The organism is Plantactinospora siamensis, assembly GCF_042434095.1.
GTDB lineage: Bacteria > Actinomycetota > Actinomycetes > Mycobacteriales > Micromonosporaceae > KBS50.
In genome coordinates, this window is record NZ_JBHLUE010000004.1 from 24,914 (window position 1) to 47,488 (window position 22,575).

The following is a 22,575-nucleotide window of genomic DNA, read 5'->3' on the forward strand; positions in this document are numbered from 1 at the left end:
ACACCCGCCGCCGGCCGGCACCCCGCTCGCCCCGCCGGCTCCCCCGCTCGCCCCGCCGACACACCGACACACCGACACACCGACACACCGACACACCGACAGGGTGCGGGCGAGCCACCCGCGCCGAGGTGGACCTCGCCACTGCGGCCGCCCCGCCCGTACCCTGCCGGTGATGTCGACACCGCCATCGGCCGACCGCGAGCTGCCGGGCCGGCAGCTGCCCGCCGGTCCGCGCGCGCCCGGCTGCCGGCTGCGGTACGGCGGTGGCGCGCCGGGCGTCGAGCGGCTGGCCGCCTCGCTGCGCGGCGCGGCGTTCTCGCCGCACCGGCACGACACCTACGCGATCGGGATGACCCTGCGCGGCGTACAGACGTTCCGCTACCGCGGGGAGCGCCGGGCGTGCCTGCCGGGCGAGTGGCACGTACTGCATCCGGACGAGACCCACGACGGCGCGGCCGGCACGGACGAGGGCTTCGGCTACCGCATCCTGTACCTCGACCCGGCGCTGATCGCCGCGGCGCTCGGCGGCGGTCCGCTGCCGTTCGTGCCCGACCCGGTGATCCGGCAGGGCCGGCCGGCCGGCAGCCGGCCGGGCCGGTCAGCCAGCGGACCGGAGCGGGCCGGGCCGGAGCTCTCCGGTTGGCTGGCCGACCTCGACCGGCCGCTGGACGAGGTGGAGCGGACCGAGCTGGTGGTGCTGGTGGCCGACCTGCTCGCCCGGCACGCCGCGTTGTCGGGGCGGCACCGCGGCGCCGCTCCGGCGCGGCGGTCGGGCGCCGGTGCGCTGGCCGTGGCCGGGCTGTCCCGGGTCCACGAGCTGATCATGGCGGACCCCGCGGTCCGGCATCCGGTCGCCGCGTTGGAGGCGGTCAGCGGCTTGGACCGGTGGACCGTGGCCCGCCAGTTCCGTGCCGCCTACGGCACCAGCCCCACCCGGTTCCGCACCATGCGGCAGCTCGACCTGGCCCGGACGATGATGCGGGCCGGTACGCCGCTGCGGGACGTGGCGGCAGCGACCGGGTTCGCCGACCAGAGCCACCTCACCCGGATGTTCAAGCGGGCCTACGGCCTCACCCCGGCGTCCTGGGTGGCGGCCGTCCGCGCCGGCTCCCCGCCACCAATGTCCGACGCCCCGGACGCGGCGTTGCCGGTCGGTGGCGCCCCGGACGCGGCGTTGCCGGTCGGTGGCGCCCCGGAATCGGTCGGTGGCGCCGTCGGGCCGGCGCCGGCCGACGGGCCGGGGTCCGCGGCCTCGATGGCCCGGATCACCGCCGCCATGTCGAGCTGACCGTGGCCCAGCGCCACGGTCTCGGCGAACAGCGCGTGGCACGCGTCCAGCAGCGGCGAGGCGGCGCCGGCCGCCCGGGCCGCGGCGGCGATGAGCCGGTTGTTGTGCAGCACGTCCCGGGCCGACGCCTGCACGGCGAGGTCGCCGTGCAGCAGCTTCGCCGCCTTGCCCCGAGACACCACGCTGGCCATCGGGCCGGCGTCGAGCACGTCGACGAGGGTGCGCAGCTCCACCCCGGCCCGCTCGGCGAAGTGCACGGCCTCGGCCAGGCCGGTCACCATGGTGATCAGGAAGAGGTTGACCGCGAGCTTTGTCAGCAGCGCGCCCGGCACCGCACCGCAGACCACGGTCTCTGCGCACATCGGGGCGAGCAGCGGCCGTACCCGGGCCACGTCCGCGGGCTCCCCGGCGAGCATGGCCACCAGCCGACCGGCCTCGGCCGGACCGCGCGAGCCGGAGACCGGGGCCTCCACATAGCTCCCGCCGGCCGCCCGGACCGCCGCGCCCAGCCCGGCCGAGTACGCCGGAGCGGTCGTGCCCATGTGCACCACCGTGCGCCCGGCCACCATGGCCGCGAACCCGGGCGTGTCCCGGGCCAGCACGGCGTCGATCGCGGCCTCGTCGGCCAGCATCAGCAGCACCACCTCGGCCCGCGCGAACACCGCCGCCGGGTCGGGCTCGGCCACCGCCCCCGCGGCCACCAGCCGGTCGCGGCCGGGCGCGGACCGGTTCCACACATGCAGCCGTACGCCGGCCCGGACGAGGTTGAGCGCCATGGGCTGGCCCATCACGCCCAGCCCGAGAAAGCCGAGATCCATCGACCGCCTCCGCGACCCGAGCGCCACCGTCCCGGCCGGCGCGCTCGGCGGCCCTCGGGCGGCGCACCACCGTTGTAGCCGGGCCGGCCCGGTCGGGTCTTGAACGATCGTGCGTACCGGGACGCGGGCCGACCGGCCGACCGGGGCCAGCCGCCCGCGGGGGCCAGCCGCCCGCGGGCCCGCCGCGTCAACCGGCCTCGCGCCGCGCCCGGGCCCGGCGCTTCCCCTCGTGCATGGCCTGCACCCGGGCCACCGGGATGGCCCGGCCCTCCGCGACGAGGTCGGCCGGCAGGGCCTGCGGCCCGGGAAGCAGGTCGGCCCACGGGTCCCGGCCGGCCACCAGCTCCGGCGCGGTCCGCAGGGTGAAGTCGGCGGGCGTCACCGAATCGAGATCGTCCCAGGGGACCGGAAAAGAAACCGGGGCGCCGGGGCGGATCCGCGGGCTGTACGCGGCCACCACCGTGGCCCCGTACGCGCGGGTGGAGTCGAGGAAGACCCGGCCGCCCCGGTCGGCCACGATGTACGCGGTGGTGGCGATCTCCGGGTCCAGCCGTTCGGCGCGGGCCGCCAGGGCCCGGGTGGCGGCCGCCAGCTCCTCCGCGGTGGTCCCCTCGGCGGCCGGCACCACGATGTGCACGCCCTTCGCCCCGCTGGTCTTGACCGCGCCGGTCAGCCCGGCGTCGGCCAGGGCCCGCCGGACCAGCCCGGCCGCCGCCACCACGGCGGAGAAATCGGCGCCCTCGGGCGGGTCGAGGTCGAGCACGAGGTGGGTCGGATGGTCCGGCGAGCCGGCCCGGCTCAGCGTCGGGTGGTATTCCACGGCCCGCTGGTTGGCAAACCAGAGCAGCGTGCGGCGGTCGTCGCAGAGCGCGTACGAGATCTCCCGGCGCGACGCCTCGGCCCAGACCGGGACCCGGCGCACCCAGTCCGGCGTGTATTTCGGCAGGTTCTTCTGCATGAACGGGTCCTGCCCGCGCAGCACCCGGAGCACCGACAGCGGCCGGTCGCGCAGCTGCGGCAGGATCAGCCCGCTCATCCGGTCCAGGTAGTCGACCAGGTCCCGCTTGGTCGCCCCGGCGCCGTCGAACAGCGGCTGGTCCAGGTTGGTCAGCGAGACCCCGTCGCGCGTGTCGTCCCCGCTCATGGTCACCCACCCTGGCCGGATCGCCCCCGCCGGTCAACCCGACGCGGCGGACGCTCCCCTATAGTCGCTGCGGGTCGGGGAGGTCGGCATGGTCGGGTGGGGCTGGCAGCGCCGGGTGGATCCGCGCCCCGGCCCCGAGGCGGACGACGTGCCGCTGTGGCGGGCCATCGCCGTGTTCCGGCTCGGCGCCCTCCTGTACGTGGGGCTCACCGCCGTGGTCAACCTGCGGTCGTACCGGCATCCCTGGTTGATGTGGGCGGAGCTGGCGCTCATGGGGGTCTGGACGGCCGCGGCGATCGCCGGGTACGCGACCAGCCGGCGCCGCGGGCCGTTGCTCGGCACCGACCTGGCGGTCGTCCTCGGCTGCCTGCTGCTCACCCCGCTGGCGGCGGGCGCCGCGGCCATGGGTCCGGGCCGGCCCCCGGTGCCGCCCTCGGCCTGGATGGCCGGTCCGGTGCTGGCGTGGGCGGTGGCCGGCGGGCGACGGCCGGCGGTGGCCGCGGCGCTGCTGATCGGCGCGGCCGACGTGGCCACCCATCACCGGCTCACCCAGACCACCCTGAACGGGCCGGTCCTGCTGCTGCTGGCCGGCCTCGGGATGGGTCAGCTCACCCGGCTGATCGTGGACGCCCGGCAGCGGCTGCGGCAGGCGGTTGAGCTGGACGCGGCCACCCGGGAGCGGGAGCGGCTGGCCCGCGGCATCCACGACTCGGTGTTGCAGGTGCTGGCCCTGGTGCAGCGGCGCGGCGCCGAGATCGGCGGCCCGGCGGCCGAGCTCGGCCGGCTGGCCGGCGCCCAGGAGGCGGCGCTGCGCGAGCTCGTCGCCGGCCGGGCGCCGTCCGCGCCGGCGGGCGGCGCCGACCTGCGGGCCGAGCTCGGCCGGTACGCCGCACCCGACGTCTCGCTGTCCGCTCCGGCGGAACCGGTGACGCTGCCGGCCGGCGCGGCCACGGCGATCGCGGCCGCCACCGGCGCGGCGCTGGACAACGTGCGGCGGCACTGCGGGCCGGACGCCCGGGCCTGGGTGCTGGTCGAGGACGAGCCCGACGCGGTGACCGTGACCATCCGGGATGAGGGGCCGGGCATCCCGTCCGGCCGGTTGGCGCGGGCCGCGGCGGACGGCCGGATCGGGGTGGCGCAGTCGATCCGGGGCCGGATCCGGGACGCCGGCGGCATCGTGACGATCACCTCCACCCCGGGCCAGGGCACCGAGATCGAGCTGCGGGTGCCGCGGGCCCGGCCGCCGGTACGCTGATCCGGGTGAACATCCGGGTCATGGTCGTCGACGACCATCCGATGTGGAGAGACAGCGTGGCGCGCGACCTCTCCGACGCCGGCTTCGAGGTGGTGGCCGCGCTCGGCGAGGGTCGCCAGGCCGTCCGGCTGGCCGCCAGCACGGCGCCCGACGTGGTGGTGCTGGACCTGCAGCTGCCGGACCTGTCCGGGGTCGAGGTGGTGCGCGGCCTGCGGGAGGTCCGGCCCGCCGCGCGGGTGCTGATGCTGTCGGCCAGCGGCGAGCGGCAGGACGTGCTGGACGCCGTCAAGGCCGGCGCCACCGGATACCTGGTCAAGTCGGCGGGCCGGGAGGAGTTCCTGGACGCCGTGCGGCGCACCGCCGAGGGCGACGCGGTGTTCACCCCGGGCCTGGCCGGGCTGGTGCTCGGCGAGTATCGACGGCTCGCGGCGCAGCCGACCGTCCCGGACACCGAGGACCGGCCCCGGCTCACCGAGCGGGAGACCGAGGTGCTCCGGCTGGTGGCCAAGGGGCTGTCGCACCGGCAGATCGCGCAGCGGCTCAGCCTGTCGCCGCGCACCGTGCAGAACCACGTACAGAACACGCTGCAAAAGCTCCAGCTGCACAGCCGGGTGGAGCTGGTCCGGTACGCCATCCGCGAGGGGCTGGACGAGGAGTTGCCGCCGCCGGCCTGACCCGCTGCTCCCAGGCCGGCTGGGTGGATTCACCCAGGACGGACCGGGGCGGATGCGCGGGCGGACCGGGGTGACGCGCGGATGTGCCGACCGGCCCGGGAGCGCGAGGGTGGACGGCGTGAACGGCCTCTACGCGTTGAAACCCTGGTACACCGCCCGGCTGGACCCGGTGCTGCGGCAGCTCGTGCTCCGGCGCGTACCGCCGGCGGTGCTCACGGCCGGCGGTGTCGGCGCCGCCGGCGCGGCCGGCGCGGCGCTGGCGCTGATGCGGCCCGGGCTCCCGACCGCGCTGCTCGTCGGCGCCCTGCTCGCCGGGCGGCTGGCCTGCGCCAACCTGGACGGCGCGGTGGCCCGCCGGACGGGCCGGACCACCCGCCGGGGCGCCGTGGCCAACGAGCTGGGCGACCGGCTGGCCGACCTGCTCGCGCTGGCCGGCGCGGCCGCGCTGGCGCCGCCGGCGCTGGTCCTCGGCGCGGCGTTGGCCGCCTGCGCGCCCTCGTGGGTCTCGCTGGCCGGCGCGGCCGCCGGCGCTCCCCGGTTGCAGGGCGGCCCGGTCGGCAAGACGGAACGCTGCGCCCTGCTGGTGGCCGTCGCGGCCACCGGCTGGGCCACCCCACTGCTCGTGGTGCTCGGCGCCGGCTCGCTGGTCACCGCCGGCCTGCGGCTGGTCCGGCTGCGCGCCGCCCTGGGCGGCGAGGGGTCCGTCCGGCTCTGGACCACGCCGGGGAGCGCGTCGTGATCGGCGCGCTGGACACCGCGCCGTACGTGGCCGCGGCCCTGGGCGCGGGCGGGATCGGCACCTGGCTGTCCCGGCGGCGCGAGCTGATGCGGCGCTGGTGCACCTGGGCGGTCACCGCCCCGGTGGTGGGCGGGGCGCTCTGGCTGGGCGCGCCGGGCGCCGCGCTGCTGGCCGCGGGCATCGGGGTGGTGTGCGCGGCCGAGTACGGCCGGCTGGTCCGGCTGCCCGTGCCGGACCGGGTGGCGCTGGCCACGGCCACCGTGCTGCTGCCGATGGTCGCCTGGCTGGACCGGGCGGCCCTGCCCCGGCTGCTCGCGCTGGCGCTGCTGGGCATCGGGCTGGTGCCGGTGCTGGCCGGCGACGCCCGGCACGGCGCCCACCGGCTCGCGTACGGGGTGCTCGGCACGGTCTGGTTCGGCACGCTGACCGGTTTGGTGCTGCTCGGGCCCGCCGCCCTGCCGTTGTTCTTCGCGGTGTCGCTGGCCGACGTGGCCGCGTTCTGCGGCGGCCGGCTGCTGCGTGGGCCGGCGCTGTCCCCCCTGTCGCCGGCCAAGCGGGTCGGCGGCGCGCTGGCCGGGGCGCTCGTCGGGACCGGCCTGCTGGCCCTGCTCGGCGCGGCCACCCCGGCGCTGGTGGTGGCCGTGGCCGTCGGCGCACCGCTGGGCGACCTGCTGGAGTCGATGCTGAAGCGGGGCGCCGGCGCGAAGGACGCCGGGTCCTGGCTGCCCGGCTTCGGCGGCCTGCTCGACCGGGTCGACTCGCTGCTTGTGGCGCTGGCCGTGGCGATGGTGCTGTCATGACGGGCCCAAACCCGGTCCGGAGCGGCCGACGCGGACCTGCGGTGGCTGCGGGCCGCCGGTGGTGGGCGGCGACCGCGGTCTGCCGCCGGTTGGTTCCGGCCGCAGGGCGGTGGCCCGCGCCGCTCGCCGCCGCCCGCCGGTGGTGGGCGCCGGTGGCCGCCACTCGCCGGTGGTGGGCGCCGGTGGCCACGGCCCGCCGGCTGTTCTGGCGCACGGTGCTGGCCGGCACCGGCGGGCTGCGGGTGGCCGGCGCGCCGCCCCGCCGGCCGTGCGTGTTCGTGGCCAACCACGCGTCGCACGCCGACACCGCCGCGCTGCTCGCGGCGCTGCCGGCCCGCCGCCGCCCCGCCGTGCTGGCGGCGGCCGACTACTGGTTCGACCGGCCGGCCCGCAGCCTGGTGTGCCGGACGATCGTGAGCGCCGTCCCGGTGCGCCGGCACGGCGGCGGCAGCGCCGACCTGGCGGCCGCCCGCGACCTGCTCGCGGCCGGTCGGGACGTCATCCTCTTTCCCGAGGGCACCCGGAGCCGGGACGGCAGCGTCGGCGCCTTCCACGGCGGCGCGGCCCGGCTCGCGGTCGCCGCCGGCGCCGACCTGGTGCCGGTGGCGCTGGCCGGCACCCGCGACCTGCTGCCGCCGCACGGCCGGCTCCGCCGGGCGCCGGTGCGGGTCCGGATCGGCGCCCCGCTGCCCGACCCGGCCGACGTGCCGGCCGCGCGCGCGGCCGTGCTCCGGCTGGCGGCGGTCCCCCGGCACCGGCCCACCGGCCGTTGGGGCATGGCTATTCCGTCCTCGCCTACGCCGGCGCGGACCGAGGTCCGCGCGACGACAGTTCCCTCCTCGCGGACCCCGGCACGGGGCGGGGTCCGCGAAACGGGTCCGGACCCGGCGGCACGACCCGGGACGCAGCCCGAGCCGGCACGGCAGGCTCGGCTGGTCCCGGGTCCGGCGCCTCAGGCCGAGACGGCGCCTCAGGCCGAGACAGCGCCTCAGGCCGAGACAGCGCCTCAGGCCGAGACAGCGCCTCAGGCCGAGACGGCGCCCGCCGCGGCGCCCCGGGCCGGGGTGATGGCGGATTCGGCGCTGCGCCGCCGGGTGGCCCGCTTCGCCGGCGGCCCGCTGGGCGCCGCCGCCGTGGCCGCCTGGTCGTTCGCCGAGGCGCTGTCCTGGCCGCTGGTGCCGGAGTTCGCCCTGGCCGTGCTGGCGGTGGCCGCGCCGCGCCGGGCGACCCGGCTGGCCCTGGTGGCCGTGCTGGCCAGCCTGGCCGGCGGCGCCACCGGCTATGCGCTGGGCGACGTCGGCATCCGGCCGCCGGCGCCGCTGACCACCCCGCTGATGTGGGCCACGGCCGTCCGGCAGGTGGCCGAACATGGCGCCGCGGCGGTACGCGGGCAGCCCACCTCCGGCATCCCATACAAGGTGTACGCGGCCACCGCGGGCGCGGCGCACGCCGACCTCGGAGCGTTCCTGCTGGCCTCGCTGGCCGGGCGAGGTCTGCGGATCGCGCTGGTCGGACTCGCGCTCGGGCTGTTCGGCGCGCTCACCCGCCGGTGGCGCCGCTGGTATCCGCAGTACCTCGTGGTGTTTCCGGTCCTCTTCGCGGCCGGCCTGGCCGCGGTCGTCGTCTCCTGGAGGTGATCCGAATGCTGTTCTGGTTCTGCGCCACCGTGTACGGGCTGGTCGTGACCGGCCTCTTCGTGGCCGCCATCGCGCAGCCCCGGGCCCGCGGGCTGCTGCTGACCCTCGGCGTGCTGGGGGTGCTGGCACCCGGGGCCCTCATGGTCCTCTTCCTCTGGGCGCTCAGCCACAGCGAGATCCACTTCGGCTGACACCTCATGATCGTTGCGGAGTTTCGGCGTCGACACGCCGGGGGTTCGCACCGAAATCCCGCAACGATCATGCCCAGCCGAGCCGGACCACTCAGCCGACGGGCAGCCGCTCGGCCTCGGCCCGGGAGATCTCGTACCGGGCCCCGCAGAACGTGCACTGCCGGTCGTAGCGGGTCCGGATCGGGATCAGCGGGATGAAGAACAGCGTGAACCGGGTCGCCCGGCGGTTGATCACCTGCGCGGCGTGCTGGCCACAGTGCGGACAGGTGGCCGGCACGACGCCCAACCGACTCACCTTGGTGCTCAGCCCAAACAGAAGAAACATCCTCCCCTGATACCCACCCCCCGCAGCCGCCACTCACCACCCGACACCTGCGTCGATCATGGAGTTGTGGGCAACACAAAGGGCTTGGACGCGACCATAACGGCCACCACAATTCCATGATCGACGGCAACGGCGAGGGTCAGCCCTTCTCGGCGCCGGCGGTTAGGCCCTCGGTGAGCAGGCGTTCGCTGGCGAAGAAGAGCAGCACGATGGGGACGGTGAGGATGACCGAGCCGGCCATCAGCACGGTCTTGGGCACCTCCACGCCGTTGGTGAGCTGGGACAGGCCCAGCGAGACGGTCCACCGGTCCGGCCGGTCCAGCATGAACAGCAGCGCGAACAGGTACTCGTTCCAGGCGATCATGAAGTCGTACAGCGCCACTGCCATCACCGACGGCGCGGCCAGCGGCAGGCTGATCCGGCGGATCACGCCCAGCCGCCCGGCGCCGTCGATGGCGGCCGACTCCTCCAGGCTGACCGGGATGGTCTCGAAGTAGTTCCGCAGCATGTAGACCGAGACCGGCACGGTCTGCGAGATGTAGACCAGCACCAGCCCGACCAGCGAGCCGCGCAGCCCGGCCCGGGTGAAGACCACGAACAGCGGGATGGCGATCACGATCGACGGGAAGAGGTACACGGCCAGGAACAGGAAGTCGATCTGCCGGCGGCCGAAGAAGCGCAACCGGGAGACCGCGTACGCGCCGGGGATGGAGACCACCAGCGTGAGCGCCGCCGCCGCCAGGGCCACCAGGCCGCTGTTGCGGATGAATTCCAGGAAGCCGCGGCCGCCGTGGTCGGCCGACTTCAACACCTGGGCGTACGTCGAGAAGGTGAGCTCCTTGAGCGGAACGATCAGCCCGCCGGGGTCGAGCAGCACCCGCTCGATCGGGCGCACCGAGAGCACCAGCATGTAGTAGAACGGAAAGACGGTGACCACCAGGAAGGCGGCGATCAGCAGCCACCGCAGCCAGCGCAGGGCCACGGTCTCGATCTCGTCACGATCCATGCCTCGGCCCTCCGGGCGCCTCGTGCTTCCGCCGTCCGGCCGTCTCACGCCTCTGCCCTCCGGGTGCCGAACCAGCGCAGGTACGCCACCACCGCGACCACGAGCACCACGGCGAGCACCACCGCCTGCGCGGACGCCGCCCCGACGTCCAGCCGGGCGGTGAGGAACTGGTAGACCCGGATGCTGACCACCTCGGTGCCGGCGCCGCCGCCGGTGAGCAGGTAGATGTCGTCGAATTTGTTGAACGTCATGATGAAGCGCAGCAGGCCGAGCAGGGCGATCACCGGCATCAGCTGCGGCAGGATGATGTGCCGGAACCGCTGCGTGGGGGTGGCGCCGTCCACCCGGGCCGCCTCCTCCAGCTCGCCGGGCACGGCCTGCAGGCGGGCCAGCAGGAACAGGAACGCGAACGGGAAGTACCGCCACGACTCGAACGCGATCACCGTCCACAGGGCGGTGCTGGAGTCGGAGAGGAACGGCACCGGGCTGTCCCAGCCGAGCAGCCGGGTCCCCCAGTTGTTCACGATGCCCAGCTGCGGATCGAGCATCACCCGCCAGACGAAGGTGGCCGCCACCACCGGCGCCACGTACGGCAGCAGCATGGCGCCCCGGACGAACGTCCGGCCCCGGAACGGCTGCCGGACCACCAGGGCGGCCACCAGGCCCACCACGATCGACCCGACCGTGCTGCACACGCTGTAGACCAGGGTGGTCCACAGCGTGTCCCACAGCCCGGGGGTGTGGAACACCCGGTCGAAGTTGGCCATGGTCAGCTCGCCGAACAGGCCCTTCTTGCGCAGCGTGGCCAGGCGTACCCGCTGGAAGGCCAGCAGCACGGTCCACAGGATCGGCACGGCCACCACCGCGACCACCACGAGCACGGTGGGGGTGACCAGGGCGAGGCCGGCCCGGGACTCCCGCTTGCGCAGCGTGAGGGGCCGGCGGCGACGGCCGGCGGGCCGGTCCGTACGGACCGGCCCGCCGGTTGGCGGCGCCGTGGTGGTCACTTCACGCCTGCCTTTGCCGCCTCGACGTCCTTCTGCGCCCGCGCGGCAGCGGCGTCCGCGGTCGTCTTGCCGGCCACCACGTCGGCCAGCGCCTTGGGTACGGGGAGCTCGCCGAGGATGGCGCCGACCAGCTTGCCCTGGCCCTGCTGCAGACCCCAGCGCTGGAAGGTGTCCGGGCTGCTCTGCAGGGTCTTGAGCACGTCCGGGCCGTAGATGTCGGACAGCGGCTTCTGGGTGTCCACGCCGGCCTTGCTCGAATTCCAGGCCGTCAGGAACTTCTGCGGGTCGTCCGCGGTGCCCTTGCGGACCGGGAACTTGCCCTCCGGGGCGATGCCGAACCAGCGCGGGTAGCCCTCGTTCAGCATGTACTCGACGAACTGCTTGGCGGGCGTCTCGCTGGCGCCGTCGAGCACGGCCCACGAGCTGATCTCGCCGTACTGTGCCGGCTCGGTGCCGTTCGGTCCCTTGATGGCCGTGACGAAACCGCTGTTCTTGGCCAGGAAGGTCGGGTCCGACTTGCACTGCGGGCAGGTCGGCATGGCGTCCTTACGCAGCCCGGCCAGCTCGTCGAGGATGAACGGCGACCAGATCAGCATGGCCGCCTTGCCGGTGAAGTACGTGGCCCGGGTGGTGTCGACGTCCTGAGCGCCCTTGACCGAATACTTGTTCATGAGGTCGCCGTAGAACCGGAACGCCTCCACGCAGTTCGGCGTGGTCAGGGTGACCGCGCCGGAGTCGTCCGTCAGCTGGCAGCCGTTGGCCAGCGCCACGTGCTCGAACGTCTGCTGGGTGAAGACGTCGCCGGGCGCGGTGGCGGCGGTGATCCCGGCCATGCCGCCCTTGTTCAGCGCGGCCGCCGCGGCGGTGATCTTGTCGTACGTGTCCGGCGCGGTGAGGCCGGCCTTGTCGAACAGGTCCTTGCGGTAGAGCAGCAGCTGCCCCCAGCCGTCGCTCGGCACCGCGAGCTGCTTGCCGTCGCTGCTGGTCAGCTCGAGCGCTCGGGCCGAGAAGGTGCCCTTGCCGAGGCTGTCGACGATCTCGCCGTTGGCGCTCGGGTCCAGCAGCTCGTTGGCGGACAGGGTCTGGATCCCGGCCAGCGGCACCGAACCCACCACATCGGGCAGCTTGCCGGCGGCCGCGTTGGAGGCGATCAGCGAGGGGAACTGGTCCTCGTTGACCGGCACCAGCTCGACCTTCACCCCGGTCTTGGCGGTGAAGTCGGCGATGATCGCCTTGGTCTTCTCCACCCGGTCGGCGACGTCCTCCAGACTCCAGACGGTGATGCTCTTGGCGTCGCCGCTCTCCTTGTCGTCGCCGCAGGCCGCGAGGCCGCCGGCCGTGACGGCCAGGGCCAGTGCGGACGCGACCAGTCGTGCCGGTCGTCGGGACATGGGATCCCCTCTCGTGCGTTGTGTGCCTGATTGAAAACTGACCGGATGGTGACTGCAACCCGAGTGGCACTTTTCGTACGATAAAAGGACTCAAATCGCGGGATGTGAGTCATGGGGAACTTCGTGGTCTCGCTTGCCGGTCCCCGGGACGTGCGGCTGGAGCCGTGCCCCGTCGAACCGCTCCACTCCGGACAGATCAGGGTCCGGACCTGTTTTTCCGGCATCTCCGCCGGCACCGAGCTGACCCTCTACCGCGGCAGCAATCCGCGGTTGGGCAAGGTCTGGGACGACCGGCGACGGATGTTCGTGTCCCGGCCGGCCGGGACACCGTACCCGGTGGCCGGCTTCGGCTACGAGGAGGTCGGCGAGGTCGTGGAGGTGGCCGCGGACGTCGTCCGCCGGCAGCTCGGCGACCTGGTCTGGGGGATCTGGGGGCACCGGGCCGAGGCGGTGCTGCCGGCCGACGCGGTGACCCCGCTGGCCGCCGGGCTGGACCCGCTCGCCGGCGTCTTCGCCCGGCCCGGCGCCATCGCGCTCACCACCGTGCTCGCCGCGGACCTGCACCTGGGCGAGTGGGTGGGCGTGTTCGGGCAGGGCGTCATCGGGCTGCTCGCCACCCGGTTGGCCGCGCTGTCCGGGGCCCGGGTGGTGGCGGTGGACCGGCTGCCCGGCCGGCTGGCCGTGGCCGGCCGGTTCGGCGCCCGGGCCACCGTGGACGGCGGGGCCGCGTCGGCCGCCGAGGTGCTGCGCGACCTCTCCGACGGGCTGGGCGCGGACGTCTGCCTCGAGCTGTCCGGGGCGTACCCGGCGCTGCACGAGGCCATCCGGGCCACCGCCCCGGCCGGTCGCGTCGTGGCGGCCGGCTTCTATCAGGGCGACGGGCGCGGCCTCGCGCTCGGTGAGGAGTTCCACCACAACCGCATCCAGCTGGTGCCGGCGCAGGTATCCGGACCGGCGCCACTGCCCGGCGCGGGCGGCCGGTGGACCTCCGCGCGCGTCTCCCGCACCTTCATGGACCTGGTGGCGGAGCGGGTGGTCGACCCGCTGCCCCTGGTCACGCACGTCATCGACGCATCCGCCGTGCCCGACGCCCTGGCCCTGCTGGACCGGGGCGAGCCGGACGCCCTACAGGTCGTGTTGAGGTTCCCATGACGATCATGCTCGCCTGCCAGGAACAACTGCTGCCCGGGGAGACGCTGCAACAGCGGTTCGCGGCCGCGCTCGACGCCGGCTTCGACGCCATCGAGCTGCGCGGTCGCGGCGACCTGGCGCTCGCGGCGCGGCTGCCGGAGCTGCGCCGGGCCCGCGCCGACGGGGTGGTGATGCCCACCGTGTGCGTGGAGATGGACCACTTCATCGGCGACTTCGATCCGGACCGCGCCGCCGACGCCGTCCGCAACCTCCGCTCCCAGCTCAGCGTCGTGGCCGAGCTCGGCGGGGCCGGCGTGGCCACGCCGGCCGCCTGGGGGATGTTCTCCCGCCGGCTGCCGCCGTTCGAGCCGCCGCGCTCCCCCGCGGGCGACCGGGCGGCGCTGGTGGACGCGCTGGGCCGGCTCGGCGAGCACGCGGCCCGGGAGGGGGTGTCGGTGTTCCTCGAACCGCTCAACCGGTACGAGGACCACATGGTCAACCGGTTGGACCAGGCGGTCGACCTGTGCGTGGCGGTCGGGCTCCCGTCGGTGCGGGTGCTGGCCGACTTCTACCACATGAACATCGAGGAGGACGAGCCGTGCCGGGCGCTGCGGGCGGCGGGGCCGTGGCTCGGCCACGTGCAGGCCAGCGACTCCAACCGGTATCAGCCGGGCGCCGGCCACCTGGACTGGCCCGCGCTGCTCGGGACGCTGGGCGACGTGGGGTACGACGGGTACGTGGCGCTCGAGTGCCGGCTGCGCGGCGACCAGCGCGCCGCGCTGCGGCAGGCCGCGCGGGTGCTGCGCCGAGCCCTGCCGGCGACGACCGGAGAGCCCGTCGGACGGGAGGCCGCCGCGTGAGCGCGGGGAGCGCGCGCTCCGGGGCCAGTCGCGTGCAGACCCGGTCCGGGTACGACGATCGCGCCGCGACGGTCGACGGTGCGCTGTGGCGGCAGGCCGTCGACACCCTCGAGGCCAACTGGGAGGTCGACCACACGGTCCCGTCCCGCACCCTCTACCCGCACCAGTGGAGCTGGGACTCGGCGTTCATCGCCATCGGGCTGGCCCGGGTACGCCCCGACCGGGCCTGGCGGGAGCTGCGCTCGCTCTTCGCGGCGCAGTGGTCCGACGGGCGGGTGCCGCACATCGTGTTCAACCCGCGGTTGCGGCCGGGCGACTACTTCCCCGGCCCCGAGATGTGGGCCTCGACGGACGCGCCCGGCGCATCGGAGCTGGCCACCTCCGGCATCATCCAGCCGCCCGTGCACGCGCTGGCGGCGGAGCGGCTCTGGCGGCTCACCGGCACCTCCGAGGCGGCCGCCGAGCTGGCCCGGCTGTATCCGCGGCTGGTGGCCCAGCAGCGCTACCTGGCCCGGCGCCGCGACGTGGGCGGGGGCGGCCTGGTGTGCCTGGTGCATCCGTGGGAGTCCGGCCTGGACAACAGCCCGGCCTGGGACGCGCCGCTGGACCGGGTGCCCGCGGACGCCGCCGTGATGCGGACGTACCGCCGGCACGACACCCGGTTCGTCGCGGACTCGCACCGGCCGACGGACCTCGACTACGCCCGCTACCTGGCGCTGGTGTCGTCGTACCGGGAGCGCGGCTACGCGGACGACGACCTGGCCGGCCGGCACCCGTTCCTGGTGGAGTGCCCGCTGTTCAACGCGCTCACGGCCGCGGCCGAGCACGCCCTCGCGGCGATCGCCCCGGTCGTCGGCGCGGATCCCGGCCCGCACCGGGCGCGGGCCCGGGCGCTCACGGCGGCCATCGTGGACCGGCTGTACGAACCGGCCAGCGGCACGTTCCGGCCGCGGGACCTGCGCACCGGGACGCTGGTGGCGCCGCGGACCGTGCTGGGCCTGGGTCCGCTGATCCTGCCGGAGCTGCCCGCCGAACAGGTCCGGGCGGTGCTGGCCGAGGCGTGCTCGCCGCGGTTCGGGCTGGCCGAGCGGATGTCCCGGCCGCTGCCCAGCCACGACCGCACGGCGCCGGATTTCGAGCCGCTGCGCTACTGGCGCGGGCCGAGCTGGATCAACACCGGCTGGCTGGTCTGGCGGGGGCTCCGCGAGCACGACCGGCCGGCGCTGGCGGCCGGCCTGCGCGACTCCATGCTGGACCTGGTCGGCCGCTCCGGCTGCCACGAGTACTTCCACCCGGAGACCGGGGCAGGGCTGGGCTCACCGGCCTTCTCCTGGACCGCCGCCCTCACCCTGGACCTCCTGCAGACCCCCTGACTCCCCCACCCACCCCTCCTGACGATCTTGCACTTTCGGCCCCCACATCTCGGTCATGTGTGGCAAAAGGCGGGCCCAAAGTGCAAGATCGTCAGGGGGTGGCGGCGTGGGTCAGGGGCGGGGCTGGAAGTAGTGCGCGGCCATGTAGGCGGTGGCGCGCAGGCCGATGCCGGCGCCCTGCACGTCGGCCGAGCGGGTGTGGATGCCGCCCCAGATGCGGGCGCTGATCACCTCGTTGAGCGCGGCCGAGAAGCTCGGGAAGGAGCGCCGGGCCCCGGCGTCGGAGCTGTACGCGCTGAACGGGATGTCGTCCCGGCCAAAGAAGTAGGCGAGCGCCGACATGGTGGCCCCGGTGTCGCAGGTGTGCCCCGAGGTGTAGTCCGGGTGCGGCGGGGTGACCAGCAGCGGCGTCCAGCCCGGGTCGGGCGCGGTGGCCGGGTTGCCGTCCGTGTCGCCCAACCGGATGGCCGTGACCGGCCGCCAGCGGTTCCACGCCGCCTTCTCGTTGTAGCAGGCGATCACCGCGTCCGCCTCGGTGAGGATGGCCATCGCGAACATCCGCGCGGCCGCCAGCGCGTCCAGGTGCTGGGTGGTCACGAGCTGGCGGCGGATCTCCCAGACCACCAGCCGCCGGTCGTGCCACCAGATCGCGGCCTGCGTCTGATCCGCGGTGCGCACCGTGCTCGACACCGAACCGATGGCCTTGACCTCGTTGTAGTCGCGGGCGTACTCGGCGCTGGTCAGCGCGGGCGGCCCCGCCGTGCGGAACATGGTGGCGCTGGGCAACAGGAACGGGCGGACCTGCCCGACCCACGCGCCGTCGTTCCCGTACCCGGGCGGGGTGGGCCGCCATTGGCCGGGCGCGGTGCCGACCGGGAAGGTCTGCGGCCCGTACGCCCCGTCGTTGCGGCGAGCCGCGATCATGGCGGCCGCGGTGGCCTCGCCCACGGCGATCCCGCGTTGCTTCGCGGCGCCGTCGGGGACGGCCGCGAGCGAGTTGTCGTACTGCGCCTGGAGCGCGGAGTGCTGCGCCGGGTAGACCGAGTCGAGCACCCGGTAACCGGCCGTGGCGACCGCCGCGTCCACCGACTCCGCGCCGTCCGCCGGCGGCGCCACCAGGTAGGGCTGGTACGGCGTACCGGCGATGGCGTTGACCGCGTCGTAGATGGCGCCGTGCACCATGGCCGCCACCCGCGACTGGGCCTGGGGTTGCTCCCGGGCCACGTCCCAGATGGCGGTCTCCGCGTTGAGGTCCCAGGCCACCACCGCGTCCGCGGTTCCGGTGCCGGCGGACGTCAGGCCGGCGGGATCGGCGCCGGCGGGGTCGGCCCCGTAGGCCGGCGCGGCGCCGGCGGGCACCCCCACCATCAACAGTGCCGCGGCCGTGGTGAGGGCACGGCGCAGCGTTCCATGCGGGCTGGTCACGATTCTCCCCCGAGGTCTCGAGCCGTTCCGGCCGGAGCGGGACCGGCAGCAAATAGACCCCAGTGACTATAGGCGGGCGACGCCGGGCCGGACGTGCCTCGCGCGCCCGCGGTTGTGCGGATGGCGTCAATCCGGGCAGCGACCAGCGTGGACGCTTCCGGCACGCATGCCCCGCCGCCTCGACGCCGGCGCCGGACGTCGAGGGCCCGCGTGCCCCGCCCGCCTCCGCGCCGGCCGCCCGGTGGATCTCGCCGGACGACCACCGGACGGTCCGGGGTAGGCTGCCGCGTCATGCCCAGCTGGTTCACGTTCGTCACTGTGGAGGCCCGGACCGTGGTCCTGGCCGCGGGCGTCACCGCGCGCCAGCACGGGCGGACCGAGGTCGGGGCACAGGACATCGCGCTCGCGCTCCTCGCTCAGCGCGACGGCACCGCCGCCGACGTCTGGCGGCGGCTCCGCGTCGACCAGGGCCGGTTGATCCGGCGCCTCCGGCCACCGGACGGCCCGGAGCGCTCGGCCGCGCCGGCCGTACGGTTCGACCCGACCGGCCGGGTCCTCTGGGATCGGGCCAACCGGATCGCCCTGCTGGGCGGGGGCGACCGGCTGGCGACCCGACACCTGCTGCTCGCGCTGCTGGACGGCGGGCCGACGACCGTGGTGGTGGCCTTCGCCGAAGCCGGGATCACCAGCCGGACCGCCCGCCTGGTGCTGGCCCGGGTCCCCGAGATCGAACGGCTGCCGAAGCGGCCGAGCGTGGCGTCCCGCTGGCGCTGGCGGTGGACCCGCTGGCGGCTGCGCTGGACGGCCTTGCGGCTGCGCTGGACGACCGGGTGGACCGTCTGGCGGCGGGTGACCCGGGGCCGGCCGGTGGCGGCGATCGCGATGCTCACCCCGGCGGCCGCGCTGTTCGCGGGCCTCCTGGTGAGCTGGACGCACTGACAACCGGACCGGCGATAGCCTCGGGCGCATGCGGGACCTGCGCGCGCTGCCGAAGGCGAACCTGCACCTGCACCTGACCGGCGCCATGCGACCGGCCACGCTCGCCGAGCTGGCCGCCCGGGCCGGGCTTCCGGTCCCCCGCCCGCTCCCGCCGGACGTCGTCCACGACTGGTCGGCGTTCCAGACCAGGTACGACGCGGCGCGGGCCGTGCTGCGTACGGCCGCGGACATCGCCCGGGTGGTGGCCGAGGCGGTGGCCGACGACCTCGCCGACGGCGCGGGCTGGGTGGAACTGCAGGTGGATCCGGCCTCGTACGCCGACCGGCTGGGCAGCGCCGAGGCCGTGGTGGAGGCTGCGCTGGCCGGGGCCGCCGGCCGGGCCGGGCTGGTCCTGTCGGCGAGCTGGGCCGGTCCGCCCGAACAGGCGCTCCGGGTGGCTCGGCTGGCCGCCCGCTACGCCGACTCGGGTGTGGTCGGATTCGGGTTGAGCAACGACGAGCGTCGCGGCCGGGTGACCGACTTCGTCCCGGCCGCCCGGCTGGCCGCCGAGGCGGGGCTGCGCTGCGTGCCGCACGCCGGCTTTTACGCGGCCGCGTGGCATGTCCGGGACTGCGTGCGGCTGCTGGGCGCGGTCCGGATCGGGCACGGCCTCACGGCCGCCCGGGATCCGGCCACGCTCGACCTGCTCGCCCGGCGGCGGGTGGCGCTGGAGGTCTGCCCGACGTCCTACCCACCCCTCGGGGTCGGCACCGTGGCCGGCCTGCCGCTGCGGGCGCTGCTCGCCGCCGGGGTACCGGTGGCGCTCGGCACCGACGACCCGCTCCTGTTCGGCGCCGGGCTGGCCGACCAGTACGCGCTGGTCCGCCGGCGCCTGGCGCTCACCGACGCGGAGCTGGCGACCCTGGCCGGACACTCGATCGAGGCGTCCAGCGCGCCCCCCGAACGCCGGGCGGCACTGCGGGCCGAGGTGGTCCGCTGGCTCGGCGCCGCGTCCTGACCTCCGAGCCCTGGTCGATCGGCCGGGCCGCCCGCCGGCTCGCGGCCCCGCCGGCCCACGGCCCGCCGGCCCACGGCCCGCCGACCCACGGGCCCGCCGTGCCGGCACCCCCGACGGACTCGCGGGCCGGGTGGACAGAAATCGCCGACAAGGCGGTGAATAGTGGCGACTTTTTCCACCGGCCTCCGGAAGAGCCGAAGATCCGTCGGCGCTCCAGATCGCCGCATGCCGGGGGGATCGTTCATTCGGTCGATTGGAAAGCAACCGATCCGCCGGTGAACCGCGACCGACGTCGAGATGTGCGAGACCCGCCGGCCCGGTCCGCGGGGGTTCATTGGCCAGGGTCGGCCGGTGCGTGCGGAGCCGGGCGCGGCTGGGCCCGGGCACACCGGGTCATCCGCCGGTGACCAGCGACTTCCCGATCATGGGAGCGCTCCGCCGGGCCGATCGATGAGGCCCGGCGGAGCGGCCGACGGCGCGCAATTCCGACCCTGCGGCAACCCGGCCGCCACACGCCGAACAGCACTTTCCACGGAGGTTGACATGGGTTGACAGGCACCAGTTTCGGGAATCCCGGACCCGTCCGCACAATTTGTCGGGAGAATCGCTCTGACGATTTCTTAAGGCGATCGGAAAGCATTAATTTTAAATTAAGCAGCGACGGCCCACGGACGGCGCACGTCGGACCGGACGAATAGCGTTGTCCGATGCCGGTTGCCGGCGCCCCCGGGAGGCGCAAAAACGAGAACAATGCGTGCCGGAATGTCGTGGGCGACCACCCGCCCAGCCCGATCCGAAGCACCCGAGCGACGCCCCCGTCGGCTCGGTGCCGGCCGCCGGGCGCAACCGCGCCGACGGGGCGCGGGAATGCAGCCGGCGAGCAGGTCCCGGCCATGAGACCGCACCTCGATGCCGCCGCGTCCACCGCGGCGAAACGATCCGGCCGAGCGGGCAAAACACGGGCGATGCGGCGATTGCACCATTTGGCGAGCGAGGCCCATTACCGACGTGCTTGTCCCATCGATTGACACCGCGTTCTTATCCTGGAAAAGTCAGGGTCGTTCCTTGCGGGGGCGGGACGAGATTGCGCACTTTCTGACAACGGAAAGGGCACCATGCGGAGCAGGATTGTTGCGCCGACAACGAATGAATGGCCTCCCGATCACTGGGTGGTCGAGCCCGCACATGCCGTAGCCGAGTGCACTTTGTCGCCACCCGGGGCACACCCGCCGGCCACGTGATTATTGGCGGGACGGTTCATTAGCCCAGGTTCGCTCAACGTCGTGGCGCGCGCATACCGGACGGCGTCCGGCACACGTCACGACGACCAACCTGTGCCGGGATCGACCTGGCAAGAAACGGCAGACCCTACATGATCTTTCAAATCCTCGGCCCATTGCAGGTCGCGGAGCGGGTCCTGACGACCTCCCCGGTCCGAAGAGCCCTGCTCACCGCCTTCCTGCTCCGGACCGGGCAGTCCATCGGGATCGGCGAGCTCGCCCAACTGCTCTGGGACGACCCACCGTGCTCGGCCGCCGCCAATATCCGAAGCCATCTCACCGGTCTGCGCCGCGACCTCGACCGGGCCTCCCGCGGGCTGAGTGGCCGACTGGAGACCTATCGCGGTTCCCAGACCAGCTACAGCCTCCGGGTCGCCGCACAGGAGTGCGACCTGTCGACCTTCACCCTCACCGCCCGCCGCGGTCGGGAACTGCTGGTCGGCGGCCAACCGGAGCCCGCCATGGCCGATCTCGAGCGGGCGGTGGCCATGTGGCGCGGCCCGTTCGGGCAGGACCTGCCGGCGACGCGGTGGTTCGGCGCGCACGTGGCCGGGCTGAACGATGCCCGGATCAACGCGTACCAGGATCTGTTCACGGCCTGCGTGCTGGCCAACCGCACCGAGATGCTCTCGTACCGGATCGAGGCCGTCTTGGCCGAGGCGCCCTACCGGCAACGGCTGTGGGAGTTGCTGGCCACCGTGCACACGATCAACGGGGACGCGGCGGGGGCGCTCGCGGTGATCCGCCGGTGCCAGGATCTCTTCGCCGACGACCTGGGGCTCGACCTCCCGCCCAACCTGGAGGCCATGCGCGGGGCGGCGCTCAGCTGGAACCGGGGCCAGGCCCTCGAACTGTTGCTGGCCGCCGCCACCGGCGACGCCACGGGCGGCGGCCGAAACGGCTCCCCCGCCCTCCTCTAACCCACCGCCCCTCCCCGCCTCCTCGACGATCTTGCACTTTGGGCCGCGGATTAGCGGTTATTGCCCCGCTTTACCGGGGCCAAAAGTGCAAGATCGCGGGGCGGGGCGGGGGCGGGGGTAGGGACGGGGTAAGAGCTCAGGTCGTCGACGGCCAGCGTCGAGCCGTACCGCTTGGTCAGGTGGCGCACCTCGATCATGGCTCTCCCTTCGTGCGCGCCTCGCCGGGGATCGCGGTGAGGATCTCCAGCAGGTCCCGGGCCGCCGCCCGCGGGCCGTGCGCCAGGCCGACGCCAGTGGCGTTGAGGACCACCTCGTCCACCCCGGCGTCCCGGTACTCGTCCAGCCGCTTGTGGATCTCGTCGACCGTGCCGTACAGGAACACGCCGCCGTCCACCAGCCGCATCGCGTCCGCCCCGGTCCTCTCGCCGGAAACCTCGATCCCGGCCCGGCGCAGGGTGTCCCGGTAGTGCGGCAGCTGGGCGTGCGAGCCGCAGGCCGCGGTGGCCAGCGCGGTCACGTCGCGGTCCGGTCCGGACAGGGCCACCGGCACGATCGCGGTGACCTTCGCCGGCTCCGGCAGGTCCCGCTCGGCGCCGCGGATTGCCGGGATCAGCGTCCCGCCGACGTACTCCGCCGAGCCCATCCAGGTGATGGCCACGTCCGCGACCGCGCCGGCGAGGGCCGCCATCTTCGGCCGCAGCACACCCAGGCCGACCGACACCGGCGGCGCCGGCGTGGGAAGCAGGTTGGCCGCAAGATTGTGGTACGCCCCGGACAGCTCGACGGGCCTGCCGGTCAGCAGCCCGCGGACGGCCTGCACGTACTCCCGGCAGGCCGTCAGCTGGCTCGGGTACGGCCGGCCCAGCAACCCGGTCTGGATGGACGCCGAGCCCGGCCCGAAGCCCGCCACCACCGGATGCCCGGTGGCCAGGGCGACGGACCGGGCCTCGACGGCGGCCTGGTACGGCGACCGGAACGGCATCAGCGAGACGCCGAACCCGGCGGGCACCCGGATGCCCAGCCCGGCCAGCCAGGTCATCAGGTGGTGCGACTCGAGCACCATGCCCTGGCCCTGCCACAGCCGCTCGGCGGCGGTCCACTTCACCAGGTTGGCGAACGGGACCACCTGCTCGGGCCGGGTGGGCCCGAACGAGAGGAGGATCGAGTACCGCACTCAGCGCGCCCGACCGCGCGCCGCCCGCACGTACATCACCAGGGACAGCACCACCCCCACGACGCCCGCGAAGATGGCGCCGCCGTAGTTGTCCTGAGTCAGGCAGGCGACGGCGATCACGGCGCAGATCAGCAGCGGGACCGCGGGCCCCATGGTCTTGTTCATCGGTTTCTCCTCTTCGTCGTTCGCTTCTTCTTCGGT

Annotated in this window: 21 protein-coding genes and 1 pseudogene; 13 read left to right on the forward strand and 9 right to left on the reverse strand. The window is 74.7% G+C overall.

From position 1 onward, the window contains the following. Positions 1-172: 172 nt before the first annotated feature. Positions 173-1,045, forward strand: a pseudogene (locus ACFFHU_RS05075) (AraC family transcriptional regulator); the annotation flags it as partial. 17 nt (positions 1,046-1,062) lie between these two features. Here ACFFHU_RS05075 and ACFFHU_RS05080 read toward each other — a convergent pair. Beyond that, positions 1,063-2,106 carry an NAD(P)-dependent oxidoreductase gene (locus ACFFHU_RS05080; protein WP_377336210.1) on the reverse strand — a complete coding sequence of 348 codons (1,044 nt, stop codon included), beginning with the start codon at positions 2,104-2,106 and terminating at the stop codon, positions 1,063-1,065. A 187-nt stretch (positions 2,107-2,293) separates the two neighbouring features. Beyond that, positions 2,294-3,250 carry a DNA polymerase domain-containing protein gene (locus tag ACFFHU_RS05085; protein WP_377336212.1) on the reverse strand — a complete coding sequence of 319 codons (957 nt, stop codon included), beginning with the start codon at positions 3,248-3,250 and terminating at the stop codon, positions 2,294-2,296. Between the two features lie 88 nt (positions 3,251-3,338). Between ACFFHU_RS05085 and macS the strand changes: the two genes are divergently transcribed. From macS to ACFFHU_RS05115, 6 genes are all read left to right on the forward strand, one after another. After that, positions 3,339-4,505 carry a MacS family sensor histidine kinase gene (macS, locus tag ACFFHU_RS05090; RefSeq protein ID WP_377336214.1) on the forward strand — a complete coding sequence of 389 codons (1,167 nt, stop codon included), beginning with the start codon at positions 3,339-3,341 and terminating at the stop codon, positions 4,503-4,505. A gap of 20 nt (positions 4,506-4,525) precedes the next feature. Next, complete coding sequence (locus ACFFHU_RS05095; RefSeq protein ID WP_377337243.1) at positions 4,526-5,179, forward strand: response regulator; 654 nt, start codon at positions 4,526-4,528, stop codon at positions 5,177-5,179. Positions 5,180-5,288: 109 nt separating this feature from the next. Then, a complete protein-coding gene (locus ACFFHU_RS05100; RefSeq protein ID WP_377336216.1) occupies positions 5,289-5,918 on the forward strand; it encodes a hypothetical protein in 630 nt (209 codons plus the stop codon). Beyond that, complete coding sequence (locus ACFFHU_RS05105; RefSeq protein ID WP_377336218.1) at positions 5,915-6,718, forward strand: phosphatidate cytidylyltransferase; 804 nt, start codon at positions 5,915-5,917, stop codon at positions 6,716-6,718. The genes ACFFHU_RS05100 and ACFFHU_RS05105 overlap by 4 nt, the downstream gene beginning before the upstream one ends. A gap of 152 nt (positions 6,719-6,870) precedes the next feature. Further along, complete coding sequence (locus ACFFHU_RS05110; RefSeq protein WP_377336220.1) at positions 6,871-8,355, forward strand: 1-acyl-sn-glycerol-3-phosphate acyltransferase; 1,485 nt, start codon at positions 6,871-6,873, stop codon at positions 8,353-8,355. 5 nt (positions 8,356-8,360) lie between these two features. Then, on the forward strand, positions 8,361-8,546 hold the full coding sequence (locus ACFFHU_RS05115) for a hypothetical protein (protein ID WP_377336222.1): 186 nt from the start codon (positions 8,361-8,363) through the stop codon (positions 8,544-8,546). A 91-nt stretch (positions 8,547-8,637) separates the two neighbouring features. On the opposite strand, the gene ACFFHU_RS05120 is transcribed toward ACFFHU_RS05115, so the two are convergent. From ACFFHU_RS05120 to ACFFHU_RS05135, 4 genes are all read right to left on the reverse strand, one after another. Beyond that, positions 8,638-8,871 carry a zinc-ribbon domain-containing protein gene (locus ACFFHU_RS05120; protein ID WP_377336224.1) on the reverse strand — a complete coding sequence of 78 codons (234 nt, stop codon included), beginning with the start codon at positions 8,869-8,871 and terminating at the stop codon, positions 8,638-8,640. A 139-nt stretch (positions 8,872-9,010) separates the two neighbouring features. Then, positions 9,011-9,877 carry a carbohydrate ABC transporter permease gene (locus ACFFHU_RS05125; protein WP_377336226.1) on the reverse strand — a complete coding sequence of 289 codons (867 nt, stop codon included), beginning with the start codon at positions 9,875-9,877 and terminating at the stop codon, positions 9,011-9,013. Positions 9,878-9,921: 44 nt separating this feature from the next. Then, the gene (locus ACFFHU_RS05130; RefSeq protein ID WP_377336228.1) at positions 9,922-10,884 is read right to left on the reverse strand and encodes a carbohydrate ABC transporter permease; all 963 of its coding nucleotides are present in this window, start codon (positions 10,882-10,884) and stop codon (positions 9,922-9,924) included. Beyond that, complete coding sequence (locus tag ACFFHU_RS05135) at positions 10,881-12,275, reverse strand: ABC transporter substrate-binding protein (RefSeq protein WP_377336230.1); 1,395 nt, start codon at positions 12,273-12,275, stop codon at positions 10,881-10,883. The genes ACFFHU_RS05130 and ACFFHU_RS05135 overlap by 4 nt, the downstream gene beginning before the upstream one ends. Positions 12,276-12,386: 111 nt before the next feature. On the opposite strand from ACFFHU_RS05135, the gene ACFFHU_RS05140 reads away from it, so the two are divergent. The 3 genes from ACFFHU_RS05140 to ACFFHU_RS05150 are packed head-to-tail and all read left to right on the forward strand — an operon-like array spanning position 12,387 to position 15,639. Then, a complete protein-coding gene (locus tag ACFFHU_RS05140) occupies positions 12,387-13,427 on the forward strand; it encodes a zinc-dependent alcohol dehydrogenase (RefSeq protein ID WP_377336233.1) in 1,041 nt (346 codons plus the stop codon). After that, complete coding sequence (locus ACFFHU_RS05145) at positions 13,424-14,266, forward strand: sugar phosphate isomerase/epimerase family protein (protein ID WP_377336235.1); 843 nt, start codon at positions 13,424-13,426, stop codon at positions 14,264-14,266. The genes ACFFHU_RS05140 and ACFFHU_RS05145 overlap by 4 nt, the downstream gene beginning before the upstream one ends. 32 nt (positions 14,267-14,298) lie before the next feature. Beyond that, positions 14,299-15,639 (forward strand): MGH1-like glycoside hydrolase domain-containing protein, encoded by a 1,341-nt coding sequence (locus ACFFHU_RS05150; RefSeq protein WP_446686802.1) that lies wholly within the window; start codon positions 14,299-14,301, stop codon positions 15,637-15,639. 111 nt (positions 15,640-15,750) lie between these two features. Here the strand turns inward: ACFFHU_RS05150 and ACFFHU_RS05155 are convergent, their stop codons facing one another. After that, on the reverse strand, positions 15,751-17,064 hold the full coding sequence (locus tag ACFFHU_RS05155; RefSeq protein ID WP_377336239.1) for a vanadium-dependent haloperoxidase: 1,314 nt from the start codon (positions 17,062-17,064) through the stop codon (positions 15,751-15,753). Between the two features lie 291 nt (positions 17,065-17,355). Here ACFFHU_RS05155 and ACFFHU_RS05160 point away from each other — a divergent pair, with 291 nt between their 5' ends. The 3 genes from ACFFHU_RS05160 (at position 17,356) to ACFFHU_RS05170 (ending at position 21,200) form a co-directional block, all read left to right on the forward strand. Continuing rightward, positions 17,356-18,003, forward strand: coding sequence for a Clp protease N-terminal domain-containing protein (locus tag ACFFHU_RS05160; RefSeq protein ID WP_377336241.1), 648 nt, complete (start codon positions 17,356-17,358; stop codon positions 18,001-18,003). Between the two features lie 28 nt (positions 18,004-18,031). Then, positions 18,032-19,000, forward strand: coding sequence for an adenosine deaminase (gene add, locus ACFFHU_RS05165; protein WP_377336243.1), 969 nt, complete (start codon positions 18,032-18,034; stop codon positions 18,998-19,000). Between the two features lie 1,372 nt (positions 19,001-20,372). Beyond that, a complete protein-coding gene (locus ACFFHU_RS05170) occupies positions 20,373-21,200 on the forward strand; it encodes an AfsR/SARP family transcriptional regulator (protein ID WP_377336245.1) in 828 nt (275 codons plus the stop codon). Positions 21,201-21,393: 193 nt separating this feature from the next. Here the strand turns inward: ACFFHU_RS05170 and ACFFHU_RS05175 are convergent, their stop codons facing one another. Further along, the gene (locus ACFFHU_RS05175) at positions 21,394-22,374 is read right to left on the reverse strand and encodes an LLM class flavin-dependent oxidoreductase (RefSeq protein WP_377336247.1); all 981 of its coding nucleotides are present in this window, start codon (positions 22,372-22,374) and stop codon (positions 21,394-21,396) included. After that, entirely contained in the window at positions 22,375-22,539 is a 165-nt protein-coding gene (locus tag ACFFHU_RS05180; protein ID WP_377336249.1) for a hypothetical protein, read from the reverse strand. Positions 22,540-22,575: the final 36 nt, after the last annotated feature.